Origin of the sequence: Bacillus sp. FSL R9-9530, from assembly GCF_038008145.1 — a bacterium.
In the GTDB taxonomy this organism is placed as follows: Bacteria; Bacillota; Bacilli; order Bacillales; family Bacillaceae_G; genus Bacillus_A; species Bacillus_A mycoides.
Genome location: NZ_JBBOYO010000001.1, coordinates 1,054,603 through 1,079,653, shown reverse-complemented (window position 1 = coordinate 1,079,653; position 25,051 = coordinate 1,054,603). Strand labels below are relative to the sequence as shown.

22 protein-coding genes and 1 other annotated feature (1 of these 23 cut by a window edge) are annotated in these 25,051 nt (G+C 36.5%); of the genes, 9 read left to right on the top strand and 13 right to left on the bottom strand.

Translation table 11 applies throughout. The annotated features are described in order from the left end of the window. The first annotated feature begins 38 nt into the window (after window positions 1-38). Window positions 39-1,541, top strand: a complete 1,503-nt coding sequence (locus MKX66_RS05255; RefSeq protein WP_088035417.1) for a malate:quinone oxidoreductase — start codon at window positions 39-41, stop codon at window positions 1,539-1,541. A gap of 63 nt (window positions 1,542-1,604) precedes the next feature. On the opposite strand, the gene lsrB is transcribed toward MKX66_RS05255, so the two are convergent. The 4 genes from lsrB to MKX66_RS05235 are packed head-to-tail and all read right to left on the bottom strand — an operon-like array spanning window position 1,605 to window position 6,098. Next, window positions 1,605-2,648: an autoinducer 2 ABC transporter substrate-binding protein LsrB gene (lsrB, locus tag MKX66_RS05250; protein ID WP_063218349.1), complete on the bottom strand. Its 1,044-nt coding sequence runs from the start codon at window positions 2,646-2,648 to the stop codon at window positions 1,605-1,607. Continuing rightward, on the bottom strand, window positions 2,645-3,643 hold the full coding sequence (locus MKX66_RS05245; RefSeq protein WP_002189993.1) for an ABC transporter permease: 999 nt from the start codon (window positions 3,641-3,643) through the stop codon (window positions 2,645-2,647). Before MKX66_RS05245 ends, lsrB begins: the two co-directional genes overlap by 4 nt. After that, window positions 3,640-4,608 (bottom strand): ABC transporter permease subunit, encoded by a 969-nt coding sequence (locus MKX66_RS05240; RefSeq protein ID WP_088039621.1) that lies wholly within the window; start codon window positions 4,606-4,608, stop codon window positions 3,640-3,642. Before MKX66_RS05240 ends, MKX66_RS05245 begins: the two co-directional genes overlap by 4 nt. Beyond that, the gene (locus MKX66_RS05235) at window positions 4,605-6,098 is read right to left on the bottom strand and encodes a sugar ABC transporter ATP-binding protein (RefSeq protein ID WP_341085719.1); all 1,494 of its coding nucleotides are present in this window, start codon (window positions 6,096-6,098) and stop codon (window positions 4,605-4,607) included. The genes MKX66_RS05240 and MKX66_RS05235 overlap by 4 nt, the downstream gene beginning before the upstream one ends. Window positions 6,099-6,295: 197 nt before the next feature. Here MKX66_RS05235 and MKX66_RS05230 point away from each other — a divergent pair, with 197 nt between their 5' ends. The 4 genes from MKX66_RS05230 to lsrF all read left to right on the top strand — a co-directional run bounded on the left by MKX66_RS05230 (window position 6,296) and on the right by lsrF (window position 10,118). Further along, the gene (locus MKX66_RS05230; protein WP_131247927.1) at window positions 6,296-7,228 is read left to right on the top strand and encodes a sugar-binding transcriptional regulator; all 933 of its coding nucleotides are present in this window, start codon (window positions 6,296-6,298) and stop codon (window positions 7,226-7,228) included. Continuing rightward, the gene (gene lsrK, locus MKX66_RS05225) at window positions 7,228-8,790 is read left to right on the top strand and encodes an autoinducer-2 kinase (RefSeq protein WP_193653299.1); all 1,563 of its coding nucleotides are present in this window, start codon (window positions 7,228-7,230) and stop codon (window positions 8,788-8,790) included. The genes MKX66_RS05230 and lsrK overlap by 1 nt, the downstream gene beginning before the upstream one ends. A gap of 176 nt (window positions 8,791-8,966) precedes the next feature. Further along, entirely contained in the window at window positions 8,967-9,329 is a 363-nt protein-coding gene (locus MKX66_RS05220; protein WP_000909986.1) for a cupin domain-containing protein, read from the top strand. A gap of 6 nt (window positions 9,330-9,335) precedes the next feature. Further along, complete coding sequence (gene lsrF / locus MKX66_RS05215; RefSeq protein WP_002032842.1) at window positions 9,336-10,118, top strand: 3-hydroxy-5-phosphonooxypentane-2,4-dione thiolase; 783 nt, start codon at window positions 9,336-9,338, stop codon at window positions 10,116-10,118. A 166-nt stretch (window positions 10,119-10,284) separates the two neighbouring features. On the opposite strand, the gene MKX66_RS05210 is transcribed toward lsrF, so the two are convergent. Continuing rightward, window positions 10,285-11,067, bottom strand: a complete 783-nt coding sequence (locus tag MKX66_RS05210; protein WP_016101165.1) for a class I SAM-dependent methyltransferase — start codon at window positions 11,065-11,067, stop codon at window positions 10,285-10,287. A gap of 233 nt (window positions 11,068-11,300) precedes the next feature. Between MKX66_RS05210 and MKX66_RS05205 the strand changes: the two genes are divergently transcribed. Beyond that, the gene (locus MKX66_RS05205) at window positions 11,301-11,903 is read left to right on the top strand and encodes a hypothetical protein (protein ID WP_341085715.1); all 603 of its coding nucleotides are present in this window, start codon (window positions 11,301-11,303) and stop codon (window positions 11,901-11,903) included. 180 nt (window positions 11,904-12,083) lie between these two features. On the opposite strand, the gene MKX66_RS05200 is transcribed toward MKX66_RS05205, so the two are convergent. The 5 genes from MKX66_RS05200 to MKX66_RS05180 all read right to left on the bottom strand — a co-directional run bounded on the left by MKX66_RS05200 (window position 12,084) and on the right by MKX66_RS05180 (window position 16,067). Next, entirely contained in the window at window positions 12,084-12,503 is a 420-nt protein-coding gene (locus MKX66_RS05200; protein WP_044438236.1) for a VOC family protein, read from the bottom strand. A 217-nt stretch (window positions 12,504-12,720) separates the two neighbouring features. Continuing rightward, complete coding sequence (locus MKX66_RS05195; protein WP_002084855.1) at window positions 12,721-13,143, bottom strand: VOC family protein; 423 nt, start codon at window positions 13,141-13,143, stop codon at window positions 12,721-12,723. Between the two features lie 184 nt (window positions 13,144-13,327). Beyond that, on the bottom strand, window positions 13,328-13,654 hold the full coding sequence (hmoA, locus tag MKX66_RS05190) for a heme-degrading monooxygenase HmoA (protein WP_000469495.1): 327 nt from the start codon (window positions 13,652-13,654) through the stop codon (window positions 13,328-13,330). Window positions 13,655-13,751: 97 nt separating this feature from the next. Further along, window positions 13,752-14,966: an MFS transporter gene (locus MKX66_RS05185; protein WP_341085712.1), complete on the bottom strand. Its 1,215-nt coding sequence runs from the start codon at window positions 14,964-14,966 to the stop codon at window positions 13,752-13,754. Between the two features lie 57 nt (window positions 14,967-15,023). After that, the gene (locus MKX66_RS05180) at window positions 15,024-16,067 is read right to left on the bottom strand and encodes an ArsR/SmtB family transcription factor (protein ID WP_215589811.1); all 1,044 of its coding nucleotides are present in this window, start codon (window positions 16,065-16,067) and stop codon (window positions 15,024-15,026) included. Between the two features lie 351 nt (window positions 16,068-16,418). Here MKX66_RS05180 and MKX66_RS05175 point away from each other — a divergent pair, with 351 nt between their 5' ends. After that, a complete protein-coding gene (locus MKX66_RS05175) occupies window positions 16,419-16,910 on the top strand; it encodes a DinB family protein (protein ID WP_341085710.1) in 492 nt (163 codons plus the stop codon). A 237-nt stretch (window positions 16,911-17,147) separates the two neighbouring features. Here the strand turns inward: MKX66_RS05175 and MKX66_RS05170 are convergent, their stop codons facing one another. Continuing rightward, window positions 17,148-19,436: a glycoside hydrolase family 3 C-terminal domain-containing protein gene (locus MKX66_RS05170; RefSeq protein WP_341085708.1), complete on the bottom strand. Its 2,289-nt coding sequence runs from the start codon at window positions 19,434-19,436 to the stop codon at window positions 17,148-17,150. 136 nt (window positions 19,437-19,572) lie between these two features. On the opposite strand from MKX66_RS05170, the gene MKX66_RS05165 reads away from it, so the two are divergent. Together MKX66_RS05165 and MKX66_RS05160 are read left to right on the top strand one after the other, a co-directional pair. Next, window positions 19,573-20,808, top strand: coding sequence for a helix-turn-helix domain-containing protein (locus MKX66_RS05165; RefSeq protein WP_341085706.1), 1,236 nt, complete (start codon window positions 19,573-19,575; stop codon window positions 20,806-20,808). 246 nt (window positions 20,809-21,054) lie between these two features. Then, on the top strand, window positions 21,055-22,248 hold the full coding sequence (locus tag MKX66_RS05160) for a NupC/NupG family nucleoside CNT transporter (protein ID WP_113735796.1): 1,194 nt from the start codon (window positions 21,055-21,057) through the stop codon (window positions 22,246-22,248). 77 nt (window positions 22,249-22,325) lie between these two features. Here the strand turns inward: MKX66_RS05160 and MKX66_RS05155 are convergent, their stop codons facing one another. Continuing rightward, window positions 22,326-23,573 carry a glutamate-5-semialdehyde dehydrogenase gene (locus tag MKX66_RS05155; protein ID WP_341085704.1) on the bottom strand — a complete coding sequence of 416 codons (1,248 nt, stop codon included), beginning with the start codon at window positions 23,571-23,573 and terminating at the stop codon, window positions 22,326-22,328. Window positions 23,574-23,655: 82 nt separating this feature from the next. Beyond that, window positions 23,656-24,759: a glutamate 5-kinase gene (proB, locus tag MKX66_RS05150; protein WP_088039636.1), complete on the bottom strand. Its 1,104-nt coding sequence runs from the start codon at window positions 24,757-24,759 to the stop codon at window positions 23,656-23,658. A gap of 145 nt (window positions 24,760-24,904) precedes the next feature. Further along, window positions 24,905-25,051 (bottom strand) — a binding site (T-box leader); it runs 64 nt beyond the window's last position.

Here is a 25,051-nt window from a genome sequence, read left to right as displayed (position 1 = left end):
TACTCTTTTTTGCCAATATAGGGGATGGAGAGATTATCATGAGCAACATGCAGCAAAAAACAGACGTTATCTTAATTGGCGCAGGAATTATGAGCGCAACGTTAGGATCATTACTGAAAGAATTGGCACCTGAATGGGAAATTAAAGTATTTGAAAAACTCGCAAATGCCGGAGAAGAAAGTTCTAACGAATGGAATAATGCCGGTACAGGACATTCTGCGCTATGTGAGCTTAACTATACATCCGAAAAATCCGACGGATCTATAGATATTGGTAAAGCTGTAAAAGTTAATGAACAATTTCAACTTTCAAGACAATTCTGGGCGTATCTTGTAAAAAGAAATTTAATTCGTAATCCACAAGATTTTATTATGCCACTACCTCATATGAGTTTGGTACAAGGGGAAAAAAATGTAGAGTTTCTAAAAAAACGTTTTGAAGCGCTTTCAAAAAATGCTCTATTCCAAGGAATGGAATTTTCTGATGCACCTGACACATTAAAAAAATGGCTTCCACTCATTATGGAAGGTCGTAATTCTAATGAACCTATGGCTGCAACAAAAATTGATTCTGGAACAGATGTTAACTTTGGTGCGCTAACACGTATGTTATTTGATTACTTAAAAACTAAAAATGTGGAGCTTAACTACAAACATAGTGTCGAAAATATTAAACGTGCGAAGAACGGTTTGTGGGAAGTAAAAGTACATGATATGAATAGTGGTAAAATCGAACACCATACTGCAAAATTCGTCTTTATCGGCGGCGGTGGCGGTAGCCTACCTCTACTTCAAAAGACTGGTATTCCTGAGTCAAAACATATTGGAGGATTCCCAGTAAGTGGACTATTTATGGTATGTAAAAACCAAAAAATTGTAGAGCAGCATCATGCAAAAGTATACGGAAAAGCTAAAGTTGGTGCTCCGCCAATGTCTGTACCTCACCTTGATACAAGATATATAGACAACAAAAAAGCTTTACTGTTTGGACCATTTGCAGGCTTCTCACCTAAATTCTTAAAAACTGGCTCAAACCTTGATTTAATTGGTTCTGTAAAACCGAATAACGTCTTAACGATGTTAGCAGCCGGTGTAAAAGAAATGGGATTAACAAAATACTTAATCCAACAAGTTATGTTATCACATGAAAAGCGTATGGAAGAATTACGTGAGTTTATTCCGAACGCTAAAAGTGAAGATTGGGATACTGTCGTGGCTGGACAACGTGTGCAAGTAATTAAAGATACTGATGCAGGTGGGAAAGGAACACTTCAATTTGGTACAGAAGTTGTTAGTGCAAATGACGGATCAATCGCTGCGTTACTTGGCGCTTCTCCAGGTGCTTCTACTGCTGTTCACGTTATGCTTGAAGTATTAGAAAAATGCTTCCCAGAACGTATACTAGAATGGGAGCCAAAGATAAAAGAAATGGTCCCTTCTTACGGCGTGTCACTTACGGAAAATCCAAGACTGTTCCAAGAGCTTCACGCTTCAACAGGACGCACACTTGGGTTAAATGAAAAAGAAGCTGTTCACAATTAATGAATAGATTAAAAAAACAACATAATAAAAACGTCCGATATATTCGGACGTTTTTATTTTCTACTAGAAATTATACTTATCAATATTATCCTTCGTAAATACAACTCGTTCAGGTAATACGATAATACCATTTCCTTCTGCCTCATAGTCATACCCTTGAATAGAGTTCGGCTCTACTTTCACTTTTCCGATTCCTTTTACTTCAAAGCTATCCCCGACTTTTAACTTCTTCCCTTTTACAACAATTTCATTTGCAACATACGTTGCGAGGGCACCTTGTTGTTTTACATCCCATAATCCAAATTGTTGTACTGTTCCTCGTTTTACATAATCACGCATAACGTTCGGTGTCGAAAATCCCGTTACGACTACTTTCTTATCCATTTTCAAATTCTCAGCTGCTTGCGCCATTGCTGGTAGTGCTGTTGCATCTGGACATATTACTGCGTTAATATCTGGATACGTTTTTAAAATACTCTCCCCTACCGATAAAGATTTTTGAGCATTATTTTCACCGTATTGCGTCGTTACAATTTCCCAATTCGGATATTTCTCTTTAATAATCTCTTTCGCCTTCGTTACCCATTGATTTTGATCTGTTACAGTCGGGCTTGAATAAAAGAATGCGACCTTCCCTTTATCTCCAATTTGCTTAGATGTCATTTCTATTAATAACTTTGCTAGTTGGTCTGGTGTACCTTGGCTAATATAAAACGAACGGTCTTTCGGATTCACATCAGAATCCCACGTTAATACGGTCATCCCCTTTTTCTTTGCACGTTGTAATGATTGCGAGAGACCATCAACTGACGTAGATGAAACCATAATTGCATCGTAGTTTTGATTAATAAAATTGTTTATATATTTTACTTGCCCTGATACGCTCGCTTCAGAAGGTCCATCATATTTCACTTGTACACCTAACTTATCTCCCATCTCTTTTGCACCTTCACCGCCTGATGTAAAGAAGCCAACTCCCGTTAATTTCGGAATGAATGCAAATTTCACATCATCTGCTTTTTTCTTGTCCGCTGTTTGGCTAGAACAAGCAATTAAACCGATTAAACAAATACACATAATAATAACAATCCCCAGTTTTCTCTTCATGACATTTCCCCCTTATGCAAATTCCTTCTTTTCCCCGTAGTGAATCGTTGTAATTTGAAATGTCTCATAATAACAGAAACAATAAGGATAATACCTATTACTACATTAGATTGTTCATTCGTTAAGCCCGTCATTTGTAAACCGTACTGCATGAGTCCTATAAAAATACTCGCTAGTACTGTCCCAATAATACTCCCTTTTCCGCCTGTAATAAGTGTGCCGCCTAATACAACTGCCGTAATTACTGGCAAAATCGTTTCACTTCCAATATCTGCACGAGCTGAACCGAAATACGCTGTTAAGAAAGCTCCTCCTAATCCACCTCCTAACCCAGAAAGTACGTAAGCAATAATCACTACTTTCTTCGTTCGAATGCCGGAATATCTCGCCGTACTTTCATTTGCGCCAGTTAATTTTGCGTAGCGACCATATGTTGTACGGTGAAACAATATCGTAAATACTATCGTTAAAATGACAAGGAGCCATAATAGATTAGGTATACCGATAAAACTACCATTTGCCATTTGCACATACGAATCTGGTAAACCACTTATTCCTTCATAGCCCGCTGCACCCGAACCACCTGAAATAACAAGGGCGATTCCTGCATATAAAAACATCGTTCCAAGTGTAACGACAAGAGGTTCTACATCTGTCATTTTTATAATAAGTCCATTTAATCCGCCCGCTATGCAACTTATTACGAGCGCAATGATAACGGCCAACAGTATAGGCATGCCATTCATCCAAAGTGCTCCGATAAGAATCGAAGTAAGCCCCATAATAGATCCTACTGATACATCAATTCCGCCAGTTACAATGACAAATGTCATCGGAATAGCCGCGATTGAAATAATGAGGAAATCGTTCATACTAAAAAGGAGGTTACTAATGTTTAAGAAATCACTATTTATGAAACTAAAGAGAATGAGTTCTACGAGAAGCAATATGAGAAGAACCCCTTCCCATCTATACAAGCTACGTATTCCCCTCATAGATTCACCCTTCTTTCTTCTAGTTGCCGGAGTTTCTTCCATTTTTTTAAGACACTATCTATTATGATGATGAGTAAAAGTAAAAATCCTGAAATAGCACTATTCCAAAATGCAGGTATTTTTAAAAAGACGAGTGAACTGCTTATCACTTCTAAAAAAAATGCACCTAATGCCGCTCCAAATATAGAACCTGTTCCTCCTTTTAAATGTATACCACCTAAAACAGCAGCGGCGATAACTTGCAATTCTATCCCTGTACCTGTTTGATTTGGAACGAATCCAATATTCATTACGAATATACATCCAGCGAGCCCAGCGCTTATGCCTGATATGATAAACGCGTATATTTTCACTTTATCTACATGTATTCCAATAAGCCTTGCACCATCTTCATTATCACCGACAGCATAAAAATATCTTCCAATTTGTACTTTCATTAAAAAGAAATATAGTAGTAATAATATGATAAGAACGGTCCATACCGTTACCGGAATGCCTAACATCATAATAGAAGAAATTTGTTTATACTCATTCGGAATATCTTCAATCCACTTTCCGCCCGTGAATAGTAACATTGCACCTCTAATAATACCGAGCATTCCTAATGTCATAATGATAGCTGGCACTCGAAATTTCGTAACGCCAATTCCATTTACCATACCAATAAGAGCACCAAGTATAATTGCCACAAATATTGAAATAAAGGCACTGTATCCATCTGTTAACAACATCCCGCAAACCGCAGCGCTTAATCCCATAATAGATCCTACTGATACATCTATATTTTTCGTAAACAATACGAAAGATTGACCAATTGCCAAAATAACTAAAATAACGCTTGATTTCATAATTAAAGATAAAGAGCTAAACTGAACAAAACTAGGATTCATTACTCCAACGAAGGCTATGTAAAGAAGTAATAAAATAATAATAGACGTCTCATGCATTTTAAATAAACGGTTCACTCCGTTACACCTCCCTTTCCTCCGTACGCAAGGCGTGTAACTTCATCAATACAAATTTCCTTCTTCTCCAAATGAGAGACGAATCCTCCGTTTCTCATCACATAAACACGATTCGCTAATTGAGCGATTTCTTCCATATCTGAAGAAATTAATATGAGCGCAAGTCCCTTTCTCTTCAAACTTTGTATCGTTTCGTATACTTCTAATCTTGCTTTCGCATCAATACCACGGGTCGGTTCATCAAGAATAATCACTTTCGGATTACATGCAAGATATTTTGCTAGCACAACCTTCTGTTGGTTCCCACCTGATAAAGACGTCAGCTCTTCATTCATATGAGGGACAACAATTCTAAACTGTTTTATATACAATTCGGATAAAGCGCTTTCTTTTTTACTATTTAAAAAGAAGCTACTCATACTGTTTAAAGATGCAGATGTTATATTTTCCTTAACAGACGCAATTGAAAAAATACCATTCCCTGCTCGATCCTCCGGTACATACACCATACCTTCCTTTATTCGCTTATGTACCGAATACTTTGTAATGGATTTCCCATCTAATAAAACAGAACCTGATTTCAAAGGCTTTAATCCACATAACGATTCAGCTAGTTCAGTCCTACCTGATCCAACGATCCCAGCAATCCCAACAACTTCTCCAGCGTGTACAGTAAATGATACATTTTGAAACGCATAGCTTGACGCATTCGTGACATCTAATAGTTTTTCCGCATACTCTGTTTCCTCTTGTATGATCTCTTTTTTCTCCTCAAATTTATATCCTTTCGGTAATAACCCCTCCATTAACATGTCATATGTATACCTTGATACATCACCTTGACTTACAATCATTCCGTCACGTAAAATTGCTACTTTATTCGCAATTTCAAAGATTTCTGGAAAACGATGCGTAATATAAATCATGCCAATTCCTTTTTCTTTTAAACTTTTCATCAACACAAAAAGACTCTTAATTTCGTGAGTTGTTAATGTCGATGTTGGCTCATCTAAAATAAGAATCTCAGCTTCTCTTATTAATCCCCTCAATATTTCTACTAATTGTTGCTGTGCGATGGATAACGATACCCCTAGCTCACGAAGTTGAATGTTCCACCCTAAGTCTTCTAGCAACTTTTTAATTTTATTTCGAAGCTCTTTCTTTTTCGCTTTCATTCCGATACAAATGTTCTCTTCAATTGTCATATGAGGAAAGATGAGCGGCTCTTGTGGTATTAAGTAAATACCATGTTGATGCGCCTCTGCTGTGTTTGAAAACTTTTGTATTTCCCCCTTCACATAAATTTTGCCAGCATCGTATGAATACAAGCCCGTTAGTATTTTCATTAACGTTGATTTCCCGGCACCATTTCCTCCAACTAAAGCGTATATATCTCCACGCTCTAATTGTAAATTGACTTCTTTTAATACGAGTTGATCTGCAAATGATTTACTCATCTTTGTAACTTGTAATAAGGGCACGCTCTCCACATGTTGTCACCTGCCTTTATGCAGAACATTTTTTGAGAAAATGATTTTTTGTTCTACTTGTTTTGTAGCATTGTATATTTCTTTTTTCATATCTAGAACACTTTTTTCACTGGGCTATTTATCGCCTCAACTGGAATAAACAAAATAACGAGCACATATGTTTAAGCTGTGGTCAATTGTTGAAAGGGATGAAGAGCATGTCACAGCTGAACTTTGAAGACAATTTGTTAACAAAAGTAGCTTGGTACTATTATAAAGATCAATTAACCCAGCAAGAAATCGCTTCACTTCTTCACATTTCAAGAAATAAAGTCGTTCGGTTGTTAGATAAAGCACGGACGGAAGGTGTCGTCACATTTCACATAAAAGGTACTGGTTTACACTGTTTAAGCATCGAACGTGACCTTATAAAAAAATTCCATCTAAAAGATGCTTTCGTTATTCCAACGCCAACTGAGGATTATGCATTTTCACTCGGAAAAGCTGCCGCACAATATTTAGAAACTCAATTGCAACAAGGTGATTTACTTGGGATTGGCTGGGGAGAGACGATAAGTAAAATGCTAGAAAACATTCATTTTGATAGCTCTATGAGTCTTTCAATCGTTACTCTTACAGGAGGCGTAAATCACTATATTCCAAGAAATCAAAGCTATTTAAACTACATGCAAGGCGATCTTCATATTATTCCTACCCCTTTTCTTACATCTACAAACGAAATGACACAAATTATTCTATCTGAACCGAGCGTGAAAGATATGCTTCACGTCGCTTCACTCGCTCATACAGCAGTAGTTGGCATTGGCAGCTTATCTCAAGACGCCACAATTGTGAAAGAAGAAAAATTAACACTACGTGAAATGACTTATATACGTAGTCAACACGGGGCTGGAGATATTTTAGGGCAATTTTATAATACTGACGGAAAACAATTAGAACTTCCCCATCATAACCGTCTTATCGGCACACCACTCTCTGTTCTTCAAAATATGAAACATGTCGTTGGTGTAGCTGGCGGTACGGAAAAGATAGCTGCAATTTACGGCGCCTTAAAAGGAAAGTTCATTCATACATTAATTACCGATGAAGAAACTGCCCTCTCCTTATTAAGAAAGGAAGGTGACTCTTAATGTCTACTCTATTAGCTTACGACGCTGGTACAGGGAGCATTCGAGCAGTTCTTTTTGATTTAAACGGTAATCAACTTGCTGTTAGTCAAAAAGAATGGATTCATAAATCAGATAGTCGTTACCCTGGTTCTATGAATTTTGATGTAACTGAAAACTGGCAGCTCGTTCAACAATGTACGAAAGAGGTTCTTCAAAAAAGTAATACGTCCTCCTCTTCTATTAAAGGTATTAGTGCAACGAGTATGCGTGAAGGCTTTGTTTTATACGATAAAAACGGGCAGGAAATATGGGCTTGTGCAAATGTTGATGGTCGCGCGTCAGCGGAAGTTAGTGAACTAAAACAAATTCGTTCCGAAATTGAAGAGGATTTATATAAAAAATCCGGTCAAACTTTTTCGTTAGGTGCTTTACCTCGCTTACTTTGGATAAAAAAGCATGAACCAGACGTGTACAGAAACATTCATTCTTTCACGATGTTAAACGATTGGATTTTATATAAATTGTGCGGCGTACTGCAAATTGATTCTTCAAATGGATGTACGTCCGGTATATTTGATTTACAAAATAGAGCTTGGGATAACTGGGTTGCTGAGCAATGCGGTCTTACTCTAGCCTTTTCTCCAAAAGTAAATGAAGCTGGTACAGTTATCGGGAATATCACAAAACGAAGTGCTGAGTTAACAGGATTACATGAAGGAACACCGGTCGTTGCTGGCGGCGGAGATGCACAAATGGCATCGCTTGGAACTGGAGTTGTAAAACCTGAACAAACATTTATATGCGGGGGCAGTTTTTGGCAACAAGAAGTAAATATAACAAAACCAGAAACTGATCCAAATGCGGCACTTCGCGTAAATTGCCATGTCGTTCCTAACCTATGGCAATACGAAACAATCGCTTTCTTCCCTGGCCTTGTTATGAGGTGGTTTCGAGATGCCTTTTGCCATGAAGAAAAACGGCTCGCTGAAAAACTCGGTGTAGATGCTTATGAATTACTAGAAGAACAAGCGAAAGAAGTTCCTGTAGGCTCACATGGCATAATCCCCACTTTTTCAAATGTAATGAATTATATTTCTTGGCGACATGCTGCACCATCCTTTTTAAATTTGAGCTTAGATGCTGATAAATGTGGGAAGAAAGAAATGTTCCGGGCAATAGAAGAAAATGCCGCCTTCGTTACATTCGGCAACTTGAAATTAATAGAAGCTCTCACTGGTAAATTCCCTTCTGAAGTAATCTTTGCTGGCGGTGCTGCTAAAGGAAAACTTTGGCCACAAATTCTTTCAGACGTTCTTGGAATCCCAGTAAAAGTACCAGTTGTAAAAGAAGCGGCAGCTTTAGGAACTGCAATTGCTGCTGGGGTTGGTGCTGGCATATATTCATCTATGGCAGAGACTGCCGAACAGTTTGTACAGTGGGAAAAAACATTTGAGCCAGTCACTGAAAATCATGAACTATATAAGGAATTCTATGAAACATGGAAAACTGTGTATAACAGTCAGCTCGCTTTAGCCGATAAAGGGCTCACCTCACATATGTGGATTGCACCCGGTGCTCTGTAACACATTACATAAAGTGAAACTTTAATCAGTGGGGGTTTTGTTCCTCCCCCACTGATTATTAGTTGAACCAATCGGGCGTTTACGGGCAGTTGACCTCCCCCTAACTTCTTTGCTCCAGCCAAATTTTGAGATGGGAGTTTTACTGCCCGTTAACGCGGGATAAAGGAGTGAAATGTATGTTAAAAGCGAATGAAAATGATTTCTCCTATCGCTTCGGTGATAACGGGCCTAAATATTTAATACAAGGTCCAAATATCGATCTTGGCCTAGTCGTGATTCAGCCTGGGCAAGAGTTTCAAAATCACTATCATACAACGTGCGAAGAAGTCTTCTATGCGTTAGAAGGCGAAATAGATTTCTATGTGAATAACGAGAGAGTTCCGATCAAACAAGGGGATGTCTTGCAAGTTCGACCTCATGAATCCCATTATCTTATTAACCATTCTGATAAGCCTTTTAAAGCTGTTTTTATAAAGTCACCACATTTACCAAATAAAGATACTGTACAAACTGAAAATCCAACATTAACGAAGGAGTGATTCCTAATGACTTGGGGATTTAAAAATCGATTAAACACAATTTTACCTGACGGCAGAGCGGTTATGTTAGCGATAGATCACGGCTACTTTTTAGGGCCAATTCACGGACTTGAACAACCGTTAGAAACAGTTAAAAACTTGCTTCCATATACTGATTCCCTCTTTTTAACACGAGGCGTATTAAGTTCCTGTATTCCTGAAAACTGCAACACACCGATGGTTATGCGTGTATCAGGCGGGGCAACTGTAGTAGGCAAAGATTTAGCGAATGAAACAATTGTTACACCTGTGAAAGAAGCAGTAAAACAAAACGCAATTGGCGTTGGCGTTTCTGTCTTTGTTGGATCAGACTATGAAACACAAACTGTTTCAAATCTCGCAAACGTAGTCTCTGAAGCTCACGATTACGGCCTGCCAGTACTCGGTATTACCGCCGTTGCGAAAGAACTACAAAAACGTGAAGCTCGCTTTCTAGCACTCGCCTCCCGCGTATGTGTTGAAATGGGGGCTGATATTATTAAAACGTACTACTGCGAAGGATTCGAAAAAATCACAAGCACATGCCCTGCTCCAGTCGTAATCGCGGGAGGACCGAAACTAGATTCAATCGAAGACGCATTAAACATTACGTACAATGCGCTGCAAGAAGGCGCAATCGGAGTAGACATGGGCCGAAACATATGGCAATCCGAACATCCAACTGCGATGATTCAAGCGATTCATGGCATTGTAAAAAATAGATTGAATGTGAAAGAGGCGCTGGAACTATATAATGATGTGAAAAATTAATGTAAAAAAATGGACTATTTATTATAACGGGTTCAGTTAAGAAGAGTAAAACTTGTTTTGACACTCAAACTACACAAGGAAAAGGATGGCAAGTGCCATCCTTTTTGACATACATTGAACTTTTACTGTTTTCAAGTTTCCTTCTTCGACTAACGAGCCAAAAATTTTAATCAACCTTTAACTTTATAGCTTTTGTAGCAATAAAAGTTTTAATATGCTTATCTAATATCCTTGTTCCACCAAAATCATCCTCGTAAAAACCCGTTATAACAAAACCAGCTTCAACTTGACCTTGGATTTGATCTTCTAGAGTATGTGCGTATTCTATTGTTTGATTTAAATTAATATAATCTTGAACTTCATCCTCTGGTAAATAATCCAATGTTGATGAAGGTATTGAATGTTTAACATCCAAAATACCTTTTTGTTCTTGGTTGTCATCAAAAATCCATAGTAAAGGATTTGTAAATCCAGAAATAAGAATACCTTTATTCTTTAAAACCCTTGAAATCTCATTCCATACAAGATGAACATCTTTTACAAACAAATTAGAAACAGGATTTACGACAATATCAAAATATTCATCTTCAAAATCACTAAGGTCTGACATATCTCCTTGTACTGTTTTTAAAGTTAATCCATCCCGTTCCGCTACCATTTCATCTTGTTCCAATTGCTTCTTAGATATATCAGTAACTGTTACATCTGCTCCAGCAGCAGCCAGTACTGGTGCTTGTTGCCCTCCACCTGATGCTAAACAAAGTATCTTTAATCCCTCTAATGACTTTGGAAACCAATCTCTAGGAACTGATTTTTCTGTGGTGACTGTGATTTCCCATTCACCTGATTTACTTTTTTCAATAACCTCACTACTTACAGGCTCAGTGTATCTAGAACCTTCTTCAACCTTCTTATCCCATGCATTACTGTTTTGTTGTGTAGTATCCATTATAATCATTCCTCCTAACTATCTAGTTGCATTTTAATTGTGACATTATTAACTATTTACACCCTTTTTCTATTAACCTGCCGATAGTTAATAAATAGTTTTCTATATTTATTTTAACACATAAACATCCTATTTTTCTAAATATTTAAATTAATTGATTGTATTGTAAAAAATGAGAATTGTTTCAGTTATAATAAAATATGAAAACAAAATAAAGGAAAAGAGGAATGATTATGCAACGAATGCCTTTTGAACGCCCTACTGATCATTATGATGAACGCTTATCTTCTATTGATGAAAAAATTTGCTCTTTATTAAAAGAACGGAAAGAACTTTCGAATGGGAATCCGGGTTTCCCAGCAGATGAAGCCATTTCTAATTGGGCAAAGCAGAACGGGTTATATCCCGATTATTTAAATTCATTATTCTCATCTATGATGGACGAAGATGAGTTTAAACCTCGCGTCGAACCGACTAAGTTTAAAAAACATATACCCGTTTTAAAAACTTATGAACATAAAGAAACTGTGTATACTGTAACCTTTATTCGTCAATATTCTAACGCTAGTGTAATTAATTTATATAAGGAATGGGATCCAAAAAACAATACACTTAATGAGAATAATACACATAGCCTTGTTGAATTATCGATAAATGATACATACGATTGCTGGGCAGAAGGATGGACTGGAACAGATGGACATGTGAGCTACCAATTTGTAGTTTCCCCTACTCTTCCTAATAATCTCTCTGGAATTAGCTTATTATTTAAAGAACAAAGTATGCCATTTATGAAAGATCAAGCTATGCTTGAATTTGAAATTCGGTTAGATTAATAAAGTGAAACTTTAATCAGTGGGGATTTTGTCCATCCCCCACTGATTATTAGTTGAATCAATCGGGCTTTTGACTAAAAGATGCTTATTTTTTACTTTGGTGTTCCATTAAATAAGCGAATAAAATGATCAAGCCCCTTTCCAAACTGGATAAGGGGCTATATATACACCTTCAAAGAATTATTCTTGATGAGTGCCATTCAGTTTTGAGACTTTCTTACCATCTCTATAATCAAGGCAAGATACTTCAATTAACAATCCATTAAACATTGTAAAATAAAAACCATAACTACTACCTCTCATTGAATACGGTTTCTTGTCTATTTCAATGCCACCAGCTACTAAACGATTATATGATTGATCAACTTCACTTGAAGTTTCCACTAAAAAACCAATATGAAAAGCTTCAGGATACATAACTTCCTTATTCCCCTTAAATGCTTTTGGATCACTTAGCACAAGTATAAATCCACTCTCATCACTCATTACTACAAGTGCCTTTCCCTTTTGCTCCAAAAATTGAAAATCAAAAAATGTTTCAAAGAAATGTCTAGCTTCTGATAAATCATCAACACATAGATTTAAATGATTCAACTTCATTCACTCATCTCCTTTTAAGAGAGGGTATATATACTCATATTAATAATACTTAGATATTCAAGGGGGAAGCATTAGACTATTAAAAATAGTCTAATGCTTCCCCCTATAGTCTAGAACGTTTTTTAAAATGCAACATTTGGAATACAATGAATGAAATTATATGAACAATTCGACACGGAATCTCGATTTACCGATAAAGGCTGTCAATCGTAGTAATCTACTTAATTCTTTGTGCAATTGGGTGATCATCCTTTAGTTGCAGTAGATCCCATAAATTCCCGTATAAGTCCTTAAATACTGCAACAATTCCGTATGATTGCTCTTTCGGTTCTCTCACAAATTCTATTCCTCTTGAAATCATTTCATTATAATCTCTCCAAAAATCGTCAGTATTTAAGAAAAGAAATACTCTACCGCCTGATTGGTTACCAATAAAGGGCTCTTGTTCAGGTTTAGATGCCCTGGCTAGTAATATTGTGGTGCCGACTGAACCTGGAGGAGATACCACTACCCACCGTTTGTTTTCTTCTGGCTGATAAATATCTTCAACTAATGTGAAATTTAGTTTCTTTGTATAAAATTCTATTGCCTCATCATAGTCTTTTACTACTAATGCGATATGAACTATCGATTGAACCATTATTGTTCCTCCTAATCTTACTCACTGATCGAGTTTATATTATAACATTTCTAGTTTTAACTTATCCGTTAATTATTCTTACATCACATGCGAATCATTCTCTTTATTCAATATAAATAACCATCTATCAGTAAGCAGATAGATGGTTATTTATTCGAAAGAATATAATTAAACAAATGTATTTTTACGACTGTTGATAAGCCGATTTCGATGATTTCACATAATAAACTCCGTGCTCAACCTTAATGATATGATCTGGTTTTGGCTTACCGCGGCCCGCTCTATGTCCAGCTAAGTGCTCTTCACTCGTTTCCCAGTTCTTCCATGCTTCTTCCGATTCCCAGCGAATCATAACTACAACTTCTTCATCTCCGCGTCTTACTTTTTTAACGAGAACACTTAAGTCGATGAATCCTTCAAATTTTTCAATAATGCCTTCTCCTGTGAAACGCTCTACAACTATATTAGATGTACCTTCTTTTACTGTAAATGTCTTCGTTTCGATAAACATATATTCCACTCCCTCTTTGTAATACGAATACTAGTATTCTTCTATTATAATTGATTATGATAATTGTTTTCAATTATAAAGTTTCAAATCTTTAGAATTATGCTGACTTCTCCTCAATTGCCTCATCTAAAAATTTGAAATACGGAACCAATATTCCTATTAAAGAAGTGACACATATAATCGAGCCAATGATAAAGTATAGTACTCTCACTCCCCACATTTCACTCAGTATTCCCCCTAATAACACACCTAATGGCATTGCCAATCGTATGAAAAATAATCGCACTGAAAATACTTTTCCTATCATATTACTTGGGACAGTTTGTTGGCATATCGTCGTGTTATGAACATTGAAAAATGCAATACATATACCAGCAATTACCTCGATTACAATCGCAATAATAATACTATTATTTAAACCTAGTGAAATGTAAGTAAGGCCCCCTACGAATAATCCTCCAAGCATAAGTAATCTACGGCTCCTATACTTCACTTTCCCAACTAATATGGAACCAACTACATAGCCAAATGGGAATCCTGCCATAAAATAACCGTATTCAGCATACCCTGCCGATAGTTCATCTTTAATATAAGGAAGATTCGTAACCATCGTTACTCCTACTCCAAATTGAACGAATGTTAGAAAGATACCAAGCCAAACGATAACTGGTTTTGTGAAAAAATATGTAAAGCCGTGAAGAAACTCTTCTAGCCACGTTTTTCGAAGTTCTTGCTTTATCCTCTTTTCTGTAATGAAAAGTAATAATCCTCCACTTATTAATAGACAAACGCACACAAAAAATAATGTAAGCTTCATTCCAATAAAATGAATGACGATACCACCTAATACTGGCGCTAGAAACATCATAAGACGAGTCATTCCATCTATATACGCATTTGCATCTTGAAGCTGCTCTTTACTTACAATGCTCGGTGTAATCGCTTGACTGGCGGGTGTATACAGCGGCGTAATGAGCCCTACTATAATTTGAACAACGTAAATGTGCCATACTTCTACACTGTTAGTAACTAGCATTACTAAAGGCAGTAAGAAAACAGAGGCCCGCATCCATTGCGAAAAAATCATAATCCACTTTCTGCTCCATTTATCAATATATGGCCCGCTTATAAGTTGCAGTATGAGTGACGGGATAAAATATAGTAACCACATACTACTTAATGCTGTTTTTGATCCTGTTAATTCATAAACGAGAATTGAATTACATAACGTCCCGAAAGCCCCGCCTAATTCTGAAATTGCACTGCCAATCCACATAAAAAAGAATGAACGATTTTTCAATACACTATTCACTATAGCTCACCAACTTTTCTATTAAATTCCTCCCTTTATGTACATTCCCGTTGTATATTATCTATTCAAAAATGCATCTAATTCTTTCGCTAACGACTGTACTGCTTTCTTTCTCAATACATATTTTCCGTCATGAATATCTACTAACTTTGCTGAACGTAACAATTTCAAATGATGATGTACTGTCGATTTTCCAAGTTGTAATCTTTCCGTTATTTCTTGCAATGTACGTTCTTTTTCAAACAACATTTTTACAATTCGTAATCTCGCTTCATCCCCGAGCGCCTTATGTTTATGAACTAAAAAATAACTCGGTTCATACGGATCTTCCGGATGTATACTTTCATTTGCGACCGGATAATGAAACACTTTCGTATCTTCAATATCAGCTTCTATGTTCCACGGTCTGTATGTAATTTGCGGGATAAGAAGTACGTGATGCACACTTGGCTCTGGCATATATGTAACGCCACCTGTAGCCCACTCGACAAACTCTTCCGGTTTCATCTTTTTATTCATTTCATTTTTCGCTTCATAATCTCGCTTTAATATAGAGAGCAGTTGCTCCTCTTCTTTCTTAATAACACCCTCATACCATCCTGTCATAACCGCGATTAAATGACCCTTTAGTTCTTGTACATCTGCATCACATATAAAGCCAATATAAGTAGAGAAAAACTGGTGATCATGTGCCAGTTCCTTTAATTCATGTATTGCAGTTACGTCTCCATTTGCTGCTAAACGTCTTTTTCCTTGATGCATTTCTCCTAAAAACGGTAAGCACACATATTTAAAATCTACTTCCGATAACGAATTGATATTGTGAACAAACTGAGATAAATCCGTAAAATCTCCATCATACAGTAACTGTAGCAACGCTTTCCACGTATTATGCTTCTCAACAAATTGTAAATGTTCTATCATTTCATGTGATAAAGATTGTCTTATTTCTTCCCATTCGCTTTGAGATTTTTCAAGCGTGTCGATTAACCTCTTATGAGTAATTGCCGCAATGCCAAGTGCGCATTCGAAAAGTATCGAATACTTCATTTGAACGTTGTATGTTTCCCTTTTTCTACTCGTCACGTGAAAGACTTCCATTTTATCCCCTCCTTATTTGCTATGTATTAAATTCTATATTCATCGAATTATACCTTCTAACTTTTTAGAATTTTAAAACTCTCTGAAACTTTATATTGCTACAAGTTTTTAAATTTAAGCTGCAGTTAATTTTCTTGTTCAACTATGAGGCAGGTTTATTGAAGAGAAAGGAGAATTTATTACGTTTATAAAAATGATTTGGAAAGCATAAGTTTATTTCTGCAATTACTACAACGGCGCCGTATTGTTCTTTTAAAAACTTCCAAACATCAATCAGATGATAAGTAGGTACGTTTCTAATTTCTCTAACACTTGTTGTTGGTCTATCTCATAGTTAAGGAGGCTATACGAATGAGTAAAAAAGAAATATTACAAAATGGAGTCAAGCAAGTTTTTTACGAAGAAGAATGGTACCCACCGATATCAGAAGCGTTAAAGAATCTTACTGCTGCACAAGCATGTTGGTACCCAGAAGGAACGGCCAGTAATACGATTTGGGAAAATGCAAACCATTTACTAATCTTTAAAGAGCGCTTACTTTCCCGCTTACATCAGGATGACACATTTGTTGCTCCACAAAATAATGATGACACTTTTGTCCAAGGTGGACCTAATGATGATGGTGCTTGGCAACAAACAGTGAAGCGAACGCTCCAAGTACATGATGCCTTACAATCTTCATTAACATCCCTTCAAGAAGCAGAACTGGATCAACCAAGTCCGTCTCTACCAGTTTGGCAACAATATATGAATATCCTATTGCACGATGCATATCATACAGGTCAAATTATACAACTTCGTAAACTCCAAGGTTCATGGCCATCTCATCGTTCATATTTATAAGCAACGATTAAAGATGATAGATAAGCATATGATTCTTCATTTAGCAAAATAAGCACGCAAAAAAGCAAATGAGATTCTAACTCTCATTTGCCTTTTTGCGTGCTGGAGAAACATCCTGCAATAAATTATTAAGCTTAATTAATATTCAACAAAGAATGTTCAATGGATAAAGTAAAACTTTAATTAGGCATTTCCGGGCCATTATCTCCCGCCTAACTTCCTCGCATTCGCCGCTTATCAATTCATCTGCGCATCGTTCAATATCCCAATTATTTCACTTAACATTTCTTCTGTAAAAGCACCTGCGCTAAAGTTCACTAATGCTCGTAATGGCATATAGTTCAGCATAGCGTCCATCATTTCAGATGCATCACTATCCCCTTCAGTCATACTACCAAACGGACTGTCTGTTACTGTTTTTTCCATAAGCCCTTTTGCGATTGGTGCTAAGATTGGGTCCGTAAATATGTCCCCAAGTAACGTATTACGATGCACTGGTTTTTGAGTTATAGTCGTTGATTGAACATACATGCTATCATGTAAAACGATCTCTTTTGAAGACTTTCCTACTAAAATCTCAAATTCACCTGTTTCAACATGCCAGTCCTTTAATTCAACATTATAATAAGCAAATGATCTTTTATTTAAAGTAAAGCTAACCGTTTTTTCTTCTCCCGGTTGCAATTCTACTTTTTCAAATCCTTTTAGCTCTTTTTCAGGACGAGTCATACTGCTTTCAATATCTTTTATATAAAGCTGAACAATTTCTTTCCCTACTCTACTACCAGTATTTTTCACGTTCATACTGATAGAAACAGTGTCCGTATCCGTTATCTCTTTCTTATTTATTGAAAGATTACTATACTCAAAATTTGTATAGCTTAATCCAAAACCAAATGGGAACAACGATTCAATATTTTTCGCATCGTAGTAACGGTATCCGACGAACACACCTTCTTTGTATTCCACTTTGTCCCCTTCACCAGGGAAGTTTAAGTAAGAAGGATTATCGCTTAACACTTTCGGGAATGTTTCCGCTAATTTCCCGCTTGGATTCGCATCACCAAATAATATATCGGCAATCGCCCCGCCTAATGCTTGGCCACCTAAATAGCCTTCAAGTATTCCTTTTACTTTACCTATCCATGGCATTTCAATTGGAGCACCGTTACTTAAAACTACAACGATATTACTTTGAACTTCACCGATAGCCTCAATTAATTGCACATGATTTTCTGGCATTTGTAAATGCTTTCGATCAAAGCCTTCAGATTCATAACGATCTGGAAGTCCAACGAAAAGGACCGCTGTATCTGCTCGCTCTGCTATTTTTTTTGCTTCATTAACCATGCTTTCATTTACATCATCACTTGCAATGTCATAGCCTTGGGCAAATAATATGTTCGTTTTTTCACCTGATACCGTTTCAATTTCTTCGAGAATACTTTCAAGATTTGTTGGATTAATATGAGAGCTTCCGCCACCTTGAAAACGTGGTTGCTTTGCAAATCCTCCAATTACTGCTACCGTTCCCTCTTTTTTCAGCGGAAGAATGGAAGCTTCATTTTGTAACATAACCATACTTTCACTTGCAACTTCTCTTGCAAGCTGATGATGCGCGTCCTTACTATACACAGCGTTTTCTAATTGGTTATCATAAGCTTTAAAAATAATGTAAAGAAGACGCTCTGCCGCTTGATCAAGCTTTTCTACAGATAGCTTACCACAGTTAACTGCGTCGACAATTTTCTTCTCACCAATTCCAAAGCTTGAAGGCATTTCTAACTCCAAACCGTTAGCTAAACTTGCAACACGCTCATTTACTGCACCCCAATCAGAAACGACAAAACCTTCAAATCCCCATTCATCTTTTAAAATATCATTTAATAAATAGTTATTTTCCGAAGCGTATTCACCATTCACTTTGTTGTAAGCGCTCATTACTGTCCAAGGCTGTGCTTCCTTAATAACATCTTCAAAGCTAGCAAGATAGATTTCACGCAATGTTCTTTCATCAACAATTGCATCTACAGACATTCTACGATGCTCCTGATTATTAGCAGCGAAATGTTTTAATGACGTTCCAACCCCTTGACTTTGTACACCTTTAACATGGTTTGCAGCCATTTGTGATGATAAATATGGGTCCTCTGAAAAATATTCAAAGTTTCTTCCGCATAGCGGCGAACGTTTAATATTTGCACCTGGTCCAAGGAGAACTCCTACATTTTCAGCCTGACATTCTTCTCCTAATGCAACTCCTACTTGTTTTATTAATTCTTTATTCCATGTACTAGCTAACCCTACTGCTGAAGGGAAACAAGTCGCTGGAATACTGTTATAAATCCCTAAGTGATCTGCTCCCTCTGCCTGTTTTCTAAGTCCGTGTGGTCCATCAGTTACCATAATTGAAGGAATTCCTAATCGCTCAATCCCTTTTGTATTCCAAAAGTCTAATCCAGAACATAGACTTGCCTTTTCTTCTAATGTCATTTGTGAAATGATTTTCTTAATATCCCTTTTCATGATAGCCCTCCTAAAAAATAATTAAGTAAACGCTTTCTTAATGTCATTATAGTTATTATTCTTTAGATGTTATGGTATATTTTTTAGAATACTGGTAAAAAATTTAGCTAATTTTTAAAGAATAGGGGTTAAAATAATGAGTTTCTCCAAACTAGAGGATTTATATTATATTTGTAAACTAGTCTTTGACGTACATAAAACACCTGTCTATTTTCTTAATAACAATGGAGATTTAGTATTTGAAATCTCGTCCAATATTCAGCATAACCCTATGTATTCTTCAAAAGAGGCGATACTTAATGAAATATTTAAAGAACAGCCTCCCTTTACTTTTCCGTCATTAGAAGAGACAGCCTTTCTTGAAAATTTTTTCGCAATTAATCTGCTTTTGAACGACCAAATTAGTGGGAACATCATTGTTGGACCCGTCCTTTATTCCAGGCTATCAGAAACATCAATTAAAGGTATCGTTAATGATCTTCAACTAAAAATAGACAAAGAAGAAATGATTCGATATTATCGTTCTCTACCCGTATTAAATAATTTGAGTTTTTTAAATATAAGTTTAGTGCTTTATTACATGCTGTATCAGAAACAATTGAACATAGCAGATGTTCTGCAAAAAAACATGCTTGTAAAAAAGGTGGAATTTAAAATTGAACAGCCCGAAATACATATATCGGAGCAACGACAAAGTACATTAACTCATATCGATCCACTAGCTGAGAGGAAAATATTTGAGTGTATTAAGCAAGGGAAAAAGGATGATTTAATTAAAAATCTAAGGAGATTACCTGAATCAGGAGAGCTTGGGGTGTTATCAAAGACGAGTCACCTGCGAAGCCAAAAAAATTCTGCCATTGCAGCTATTACACTTGCAACTAGATCTGCGATAGAAGGAGGACTTTTCCCTGAAATCGCATATACTCTTAGCGATTTATTTATACAAAAACTCGAAGAAATACATAAAAATGAAGCCATTGCCCCTTTTTTGGAGAATGCTTTACTTGAGTTTGTAGAACGTGTCAAAAATGGTACAATGCAGCAACATTCCAAACCTATAAACGAATGCCAAAATTATATATTTACTCATCTTTATGGTGATATTACACTAACTATCCTTGCAGAAATAGTCACATTAAACCCTAGTTATCTATCTTCCCTTTTCAAAAAAGAAGTTGGAATTTCTCTAAATGAATATATTCAGCGTGCCAAAGTAGATGAGTCAAAGAAGTTAATGACTTATACGAGACATTCTATATCCGAAATTTCTACATTATTAAATTTTCACGACCAAAGTCATTTTACAAAGATTTTTAAAAAACATACTGGTATTTCACCTAAACAGTTTAAAAATGGATACAGTTATTAGTTTAGAAAATTTTATCATACTTCCAATAATTGTTGTCCTTCGTTCTACCAATAGATTTATTTTGTTGCTTTACATTATTAATACATATCCTTTATAAAGCGAAAAAACATTAATTTTTAGTACATAAATTGAAATAGATTAATCCCAAACATAATTTACATTCTTCATAACTTCTGATCATAATCCAAATTTGGAAGAATAGGGGCTTTTTTATATACAAATAATAAGCCTCAAGGAGTTGTTGACATGCATTTCATATTAAATATGTTAGGGATTTTCGTTGTAATATTAATCGTTTTCCTATGTTCGCCTAATAAAAGAAAAATAAAATGGAGACCAATCGTTATTCTAATAATATTGGAGCTTTTTATTACGTGGTTTATGTTAGGCACGAAATTGGGCAGTATTATCATTAATAAAATTGCGTCATTTTTCAGTTGGCTACTATCATGTGCGAATGAAGGAATTCGATTTGCATTTCCTTCAGCTATGGAAAATCAAACAGTTGATTTCTTCTTTAGCGCCTTACTTCCTATCATTTTTGTTATCACTTTCTTTGATATTCTTTCGTATTTTGGAATCTTAACTTGGATTATTGATAAAGTTGGTGCAATCATTTCAAAGATTTCTCGTTTACCAAAGTTAGAAAGCTTCTTTTCCATTCAAATGATGTTTTTAGGAAATACGGAAGCACTTGCAGTTGTTCGTGATCAATTATCTGTGTTAAAAGAAAATCGTTTGTTGACTTTTGGAATTATGAGTATGAGTAGCGTCAGCGGATCCATTCTTGGTGCTTATCTATCAATGGTTCCAGCAACATATATTTTCAGCGCTATTCCTTTAAACTGTATTAATGCATTAATCTTGGCTAATGTTTTAAATCCTGTAGAAGTTACTAAAGAAGAGGATGTTATTTATTCACCTTCAAAAAATGAAAAAAAAGATTTCTTTTCTACTATTTCAAACAGTATGTTAGTTGGGATGAATATGGTTATTGTTATTTTAGCGATGGTAATTGGGTATGTAGCATTAACAGCATGTTTAAATGGTATTTTAAGCTTTTTTGTAACAGGTTTAACAATTCAAAAAATCTTCTCTATTATCTTTAGCCCCTTTGCTTTTTTACTCGGTTTATCAGGAAAAGATGCTATGTATGTAGCTGAATTGATGGGGATAAAAATAACAACGAATGAATTTGTTGCAATGATGGATTTAAAATCAAATCTAAAATCTTTACAGCCACATACAATTGCAGTTGCAACTACATTTCTAGCTTCTTTTGCAAACTTTAGTACAGTAGGTATGATTTATGGAACTTACAATTCATTATTTGGCGGGGAAAAATCATCAATAATCGGTAAAAATGTTTGGAAGCTTCTTGTTAGCGGCATGGCTGTTTCCTTATTAAGCGCTATGCTTGTGGGGCTTTTTGTATGGTAAATGAATAATTGTAATAAGATGAAGACACTTAAACTGAATTGGGTGTCTTCATCTTATTACTTGTTCTTTTATAATTCTTATCTCCGAATCTGTCCATTTCCACGAATCACATATTTTGTGGAAGTCAATGCAGGTAGCCCCATTGGTCCCCTTACGTGTAGCTTTTGTGTACTGATGCCAATTTCTGCGCCGAATCCGAATTCAGATCCATCCGTAAAACGAGTCGATACATTATGATAAAGTGCCGCGGCATCAACAGATGTGAAAAATTTGCTGACGTTTTCCTCGTTCTCTGTAATAATCGCTTCGGAATGCATGGATCCATACGTATTTATGTGATGAATCGCTTCTTCCGTAGTGGAAACCACTTTAACTGCCAGTGTGAGAGATAAAAACTCTGTTTCCCAGTCTTCTTCTGAAGCTAATGCAATAGAAGAATCAATTGCCAATGCTTTATTATCACCACGTAGCTCCACGCCTCTTTCCTTCAAAGAAGAAAACAGCTCGCTACCAAATTGCTGCGCCCACTTCTCATGAAGTACAATCGTTTCTATTGCATTACATACAGATGGACGCTGCGTTTTTGCGTTTATAATAATATCAAATGCCATTTGTTTATCCGCTGTTTCATCAATGAAAATATGACAATTTCCCGCACCTGTTTCAAGTACTGGAACAGATGCTTCTCTCACTACAGTATCTATTAACTGCTTGCCGCCTCTTGGGATAAGAACATCTAAGTACTCATTCAATGTAAACAACTGCTTTGCACTATCTCGCGTTGTATCTTCTATGAGCTGTACACTTTCTGGAGGCAAGCTTGTTTGTTTGAGCGCTCGGTGAATAACGCTAACGATGGCTTTGTTAGAATTGATAGCAGAAGAACTACCACGTAATATGACTGCGTTTCCTGTTTTCAAACAAATTGTAGCAGCATCTACCGTTACATTCGGTCTTGCCTCGTAAATCATTCCGACAACACCAAGTGGTACACGCATTTCCTGAATAGATAATCCATTTGGTCGCTCCCATGCACTTACACATTCTCCAACAGGATCGCGTAATTCAATTAACTGCTTAATCCCCTCTGCCATATCAATAATACGCTGTTCATTGAGCATAAGACGATCAAGAAGAGAATCGGAAAATCCTTTCGCCTTACCTTCTTCAATATCTCGTTTGTTTTCCTTTAAAATATAAGCTGTTTCTACTATTAGCCTTTCAGCAATTGCAGCAAGTGCTTCGTTTTTTTGACTCGTAGATTTAAGAACAAGTTCTCGAGCAACCTCTTTTGCTCTTTTTCCCTTTGCCAATACTTCATTCATTTTATTTCCTCCTTTTTAAAGGTTACAGTTTGAGAGCCCTTTAACACCAGTATCTAAATCTTTCTTGTACTAGAATTAAAGCTTACAATGAAACCCAGTGATCTCTATGGATGACTTCATAATTATGCCTTTCGCCTCTTGCTTGAATATCTTGGCTTTGCATACCTTTTAAATTCCTTAGTTCCTCTGCGCTATATGTGCATTGTCCTTTTCCTATTACGCGCCCTTGTTGCGTAATTACTTCCACGACTTCATCCACTTGGAAAAATCCAGACACACTAGTAACACCAGCAGGAAGTAAACTCTTTCCATGTTGAATGATGGCAGTGGCTGCCCCCGCATCTACTTCAATTTGTCCGCTAACAAGCGAATGCAAGGCGATCCATTGCTTGTTCATCTTAATCACTTTTTGAGGAGCATTCCCGATATATGTTCCATCACCTTTGCCCTTCATAACATCTAAAAACTTCTCCTGTCCACATCCCGTTCCGATAAATACACTCACTCCAAGAGATAGTGCCGTCTTTGCAGCATCGATTTTTGATTTCATACCGCCAGTCCCAAGTTTTGAGCCAGCATCTCCTGCAAGAGAAGCAATTTCTTCCGTTACCTCAGGAAGGAAATGATATTTTTTCGCATCCGCATTTTTCTGAGGATTTTGGTCATATAAACCGTTCACATCTGTAAAAATCATGAGCATATCTGCCGAAACAAGTCCGCTTACTAAAGCTGACAGCATATCATTATCACCGAACGTTAGCTCTTCTAAAGAAATGGAATCATTTTCATTGATTATAGGAAGAGCAGAACGGTTTAGTAGCTCTCCTAAAGTAGCGTAAGCGTTACTGTATTGTTCTTTTCTAGAAAAATCACTTCTCGTTAGTAAAAGTTGTGCAGTAACGATACCATATTTACGGAATTCCTCCGTGTATGCCTGCATTAATAAACTTTGCCCGACAGCCGCAGCAGCCTGTTTCCCTTTAATTGTCACAGGTCTGCTAGGATACCCTAGAGCAGAAAAACCTGCAGCGACTGCCCCGGATGTAATTAGTAAAACTTCATGCCCTTCCTCTTTCAATCGTGCCAATGCAGCAACGTGATCTGAAAGTTGTTCTTTAGAGATGCCTCCGTGACTATCTGCCAAGGAACTACTCCCAATCTTTACAACAATTCGTTGTTTTTTCACTTTTGTATCCCCCAAGTCTAAAATCAAAGTTTTTTATTAATTTCACTTCTATTCATACAGCTTACAGCGGCTTCTATTCTTATCAGTGCTGCACCTAGCCTATTAAAGAGCAAAATAAAAATGACCGCTTCGCCCTTAATAAAATAAAAAGGACGAAACGGTCATTGTTCCGCGGTACCACCTTAATTGATATACATAGATATCCACTTGGCGCCTATAACGCAGGCGTACGCCTAAACTTTCATTTAAGACTCGGGGATAGGTTCGATACATTCTATACGAGGAATCTTTC

Excerpts from the sequence above, each read along its gene's own strand:
- MKX66_RS05255 (WP_088035417.1), top strand. The coding sequence starts at position 39 with ATGAGCAACATGCAGCAAAAAACAGACGTTATCTTAATTGGCGCAGGA.
- lsrB (WP_063218349.1), bottom strand. The coding sequence starts at position 2,648 with ATGAAGAGAAAACTGGGGATTGTTATTATTATGTGTATTTGTTTAATC.
- MKX66_RS05245 (WP_002189993.1), bottom strand. The coding sequence starts at position 3,643 with ATGAGGGGAATACGTAGCTTGTATAGATGGGAAGGGGTTCTTCTCATA.
- MKX66_RS05230 (WP_131247927.1), top strand. The coding sequence starts at position 6,296 with ATGTCACAGCTGAACTTTGAAGACAATTTGTTAACAAAAGTAGCTTGG.
- lsrK (WP_193653299.1), top strand. The coding sequence starts at position 7,228 with ATGTCTACTCTATTAGCTTACGACGCTGGTACAGGGAGCATTCGAGCA.
- MKX66_RS05220 (WP_000909986.1), top strand. The coding sequence starts at position 8,967 with ATGTTAAAAGCGAATGAAAATGATTTCTCCTATCGCTTCGGTGATAAC.
- lsrF (WP_002032842.1), top strand. The coding sequence starts at position 9,336 with ATGACTTGGGGATTTAAAAATCGATTAAACACAATTTTACCTGACGGC.
- MKX66_RS05210 (WP_016101165.1), bottom strand. The coding sequence starts at position 11,067 with ATGGATACTACACAACAAAACAGTAATGCATGGGATAAGAAGGTTGAA.
- MKX66_RS05205 (WP_341085715.1), top strand. The coding sequence starts at position 11,301 with ATGCAACGAATGCCTTTTGAACGCCCTACTGATCATTATGATGAACGC.
- MKX66_RS05200 (WP_044438236.1), bottom strand. The coding sequence starts at position 12,503 with ATGAAGTTGAATCATTTAAATCTATGTGTTGATGATTTATCAGAAGCT.
- MKX66_RS05195 (WP_002084855.1), bottom strand. The coding sequence starts at position 13,143 with ATGGTTCAATCGATAGTTCATATCGCATTAGTAGTAAAAGACTATGAT.
- hmoA (WP_000469495.1), bottom strand. The coding sequence starts at position 13,654 with ATGTTTATCGAAACGAAGACATTTACAGTAAAAGAAGGTACATCTAAT.
- MKX66_RS05180 (WP_215589811.1), bottom strand. The coding sequence starts at position 16,067 with ATGGAAGTCTTTCACGTGACGAGTAGAAAAAGGGAAACATACAACGTT.
- MKX66_RS05175 (WP_341085710.1), top strand. The coding sequence starts at position 16,419 with ATGAGTAAAAAAGAAATATTACAAAATGGAGTCAAGCAAGTTTTTTAC.
- MKX66_RS05170 (WP_341085708.1), bottom strand. The coding sequence starts at position 19,436 with ATGAAAAGGGATATTAAGAAAATCATTTCACAAATGACATTAGAAGAA.
- MKX66_RS05165 (WP_341085706.1), top strand. The coding sequence starts at position 19,573 with ATGAGTTTCTCCAAACTAGAGGATTTATATTATATTTGTAAACTAGTC.
- MKX66_RS05160 (WP_113735796.1), top strand. The coding sequence starts at position 21,055 with ATGCATTTCATATTAAATATGTTAGGGATTTTCGTTGTAATATTAATC.
- MKX66_RS05155 (WP_341085704.1), bottom strand. The coding sequence starts at position 23,573 with ATGAATGAAGTATTGGCAAAGGGAAAAAGAGCAAAAGAGGTTGCTCGA.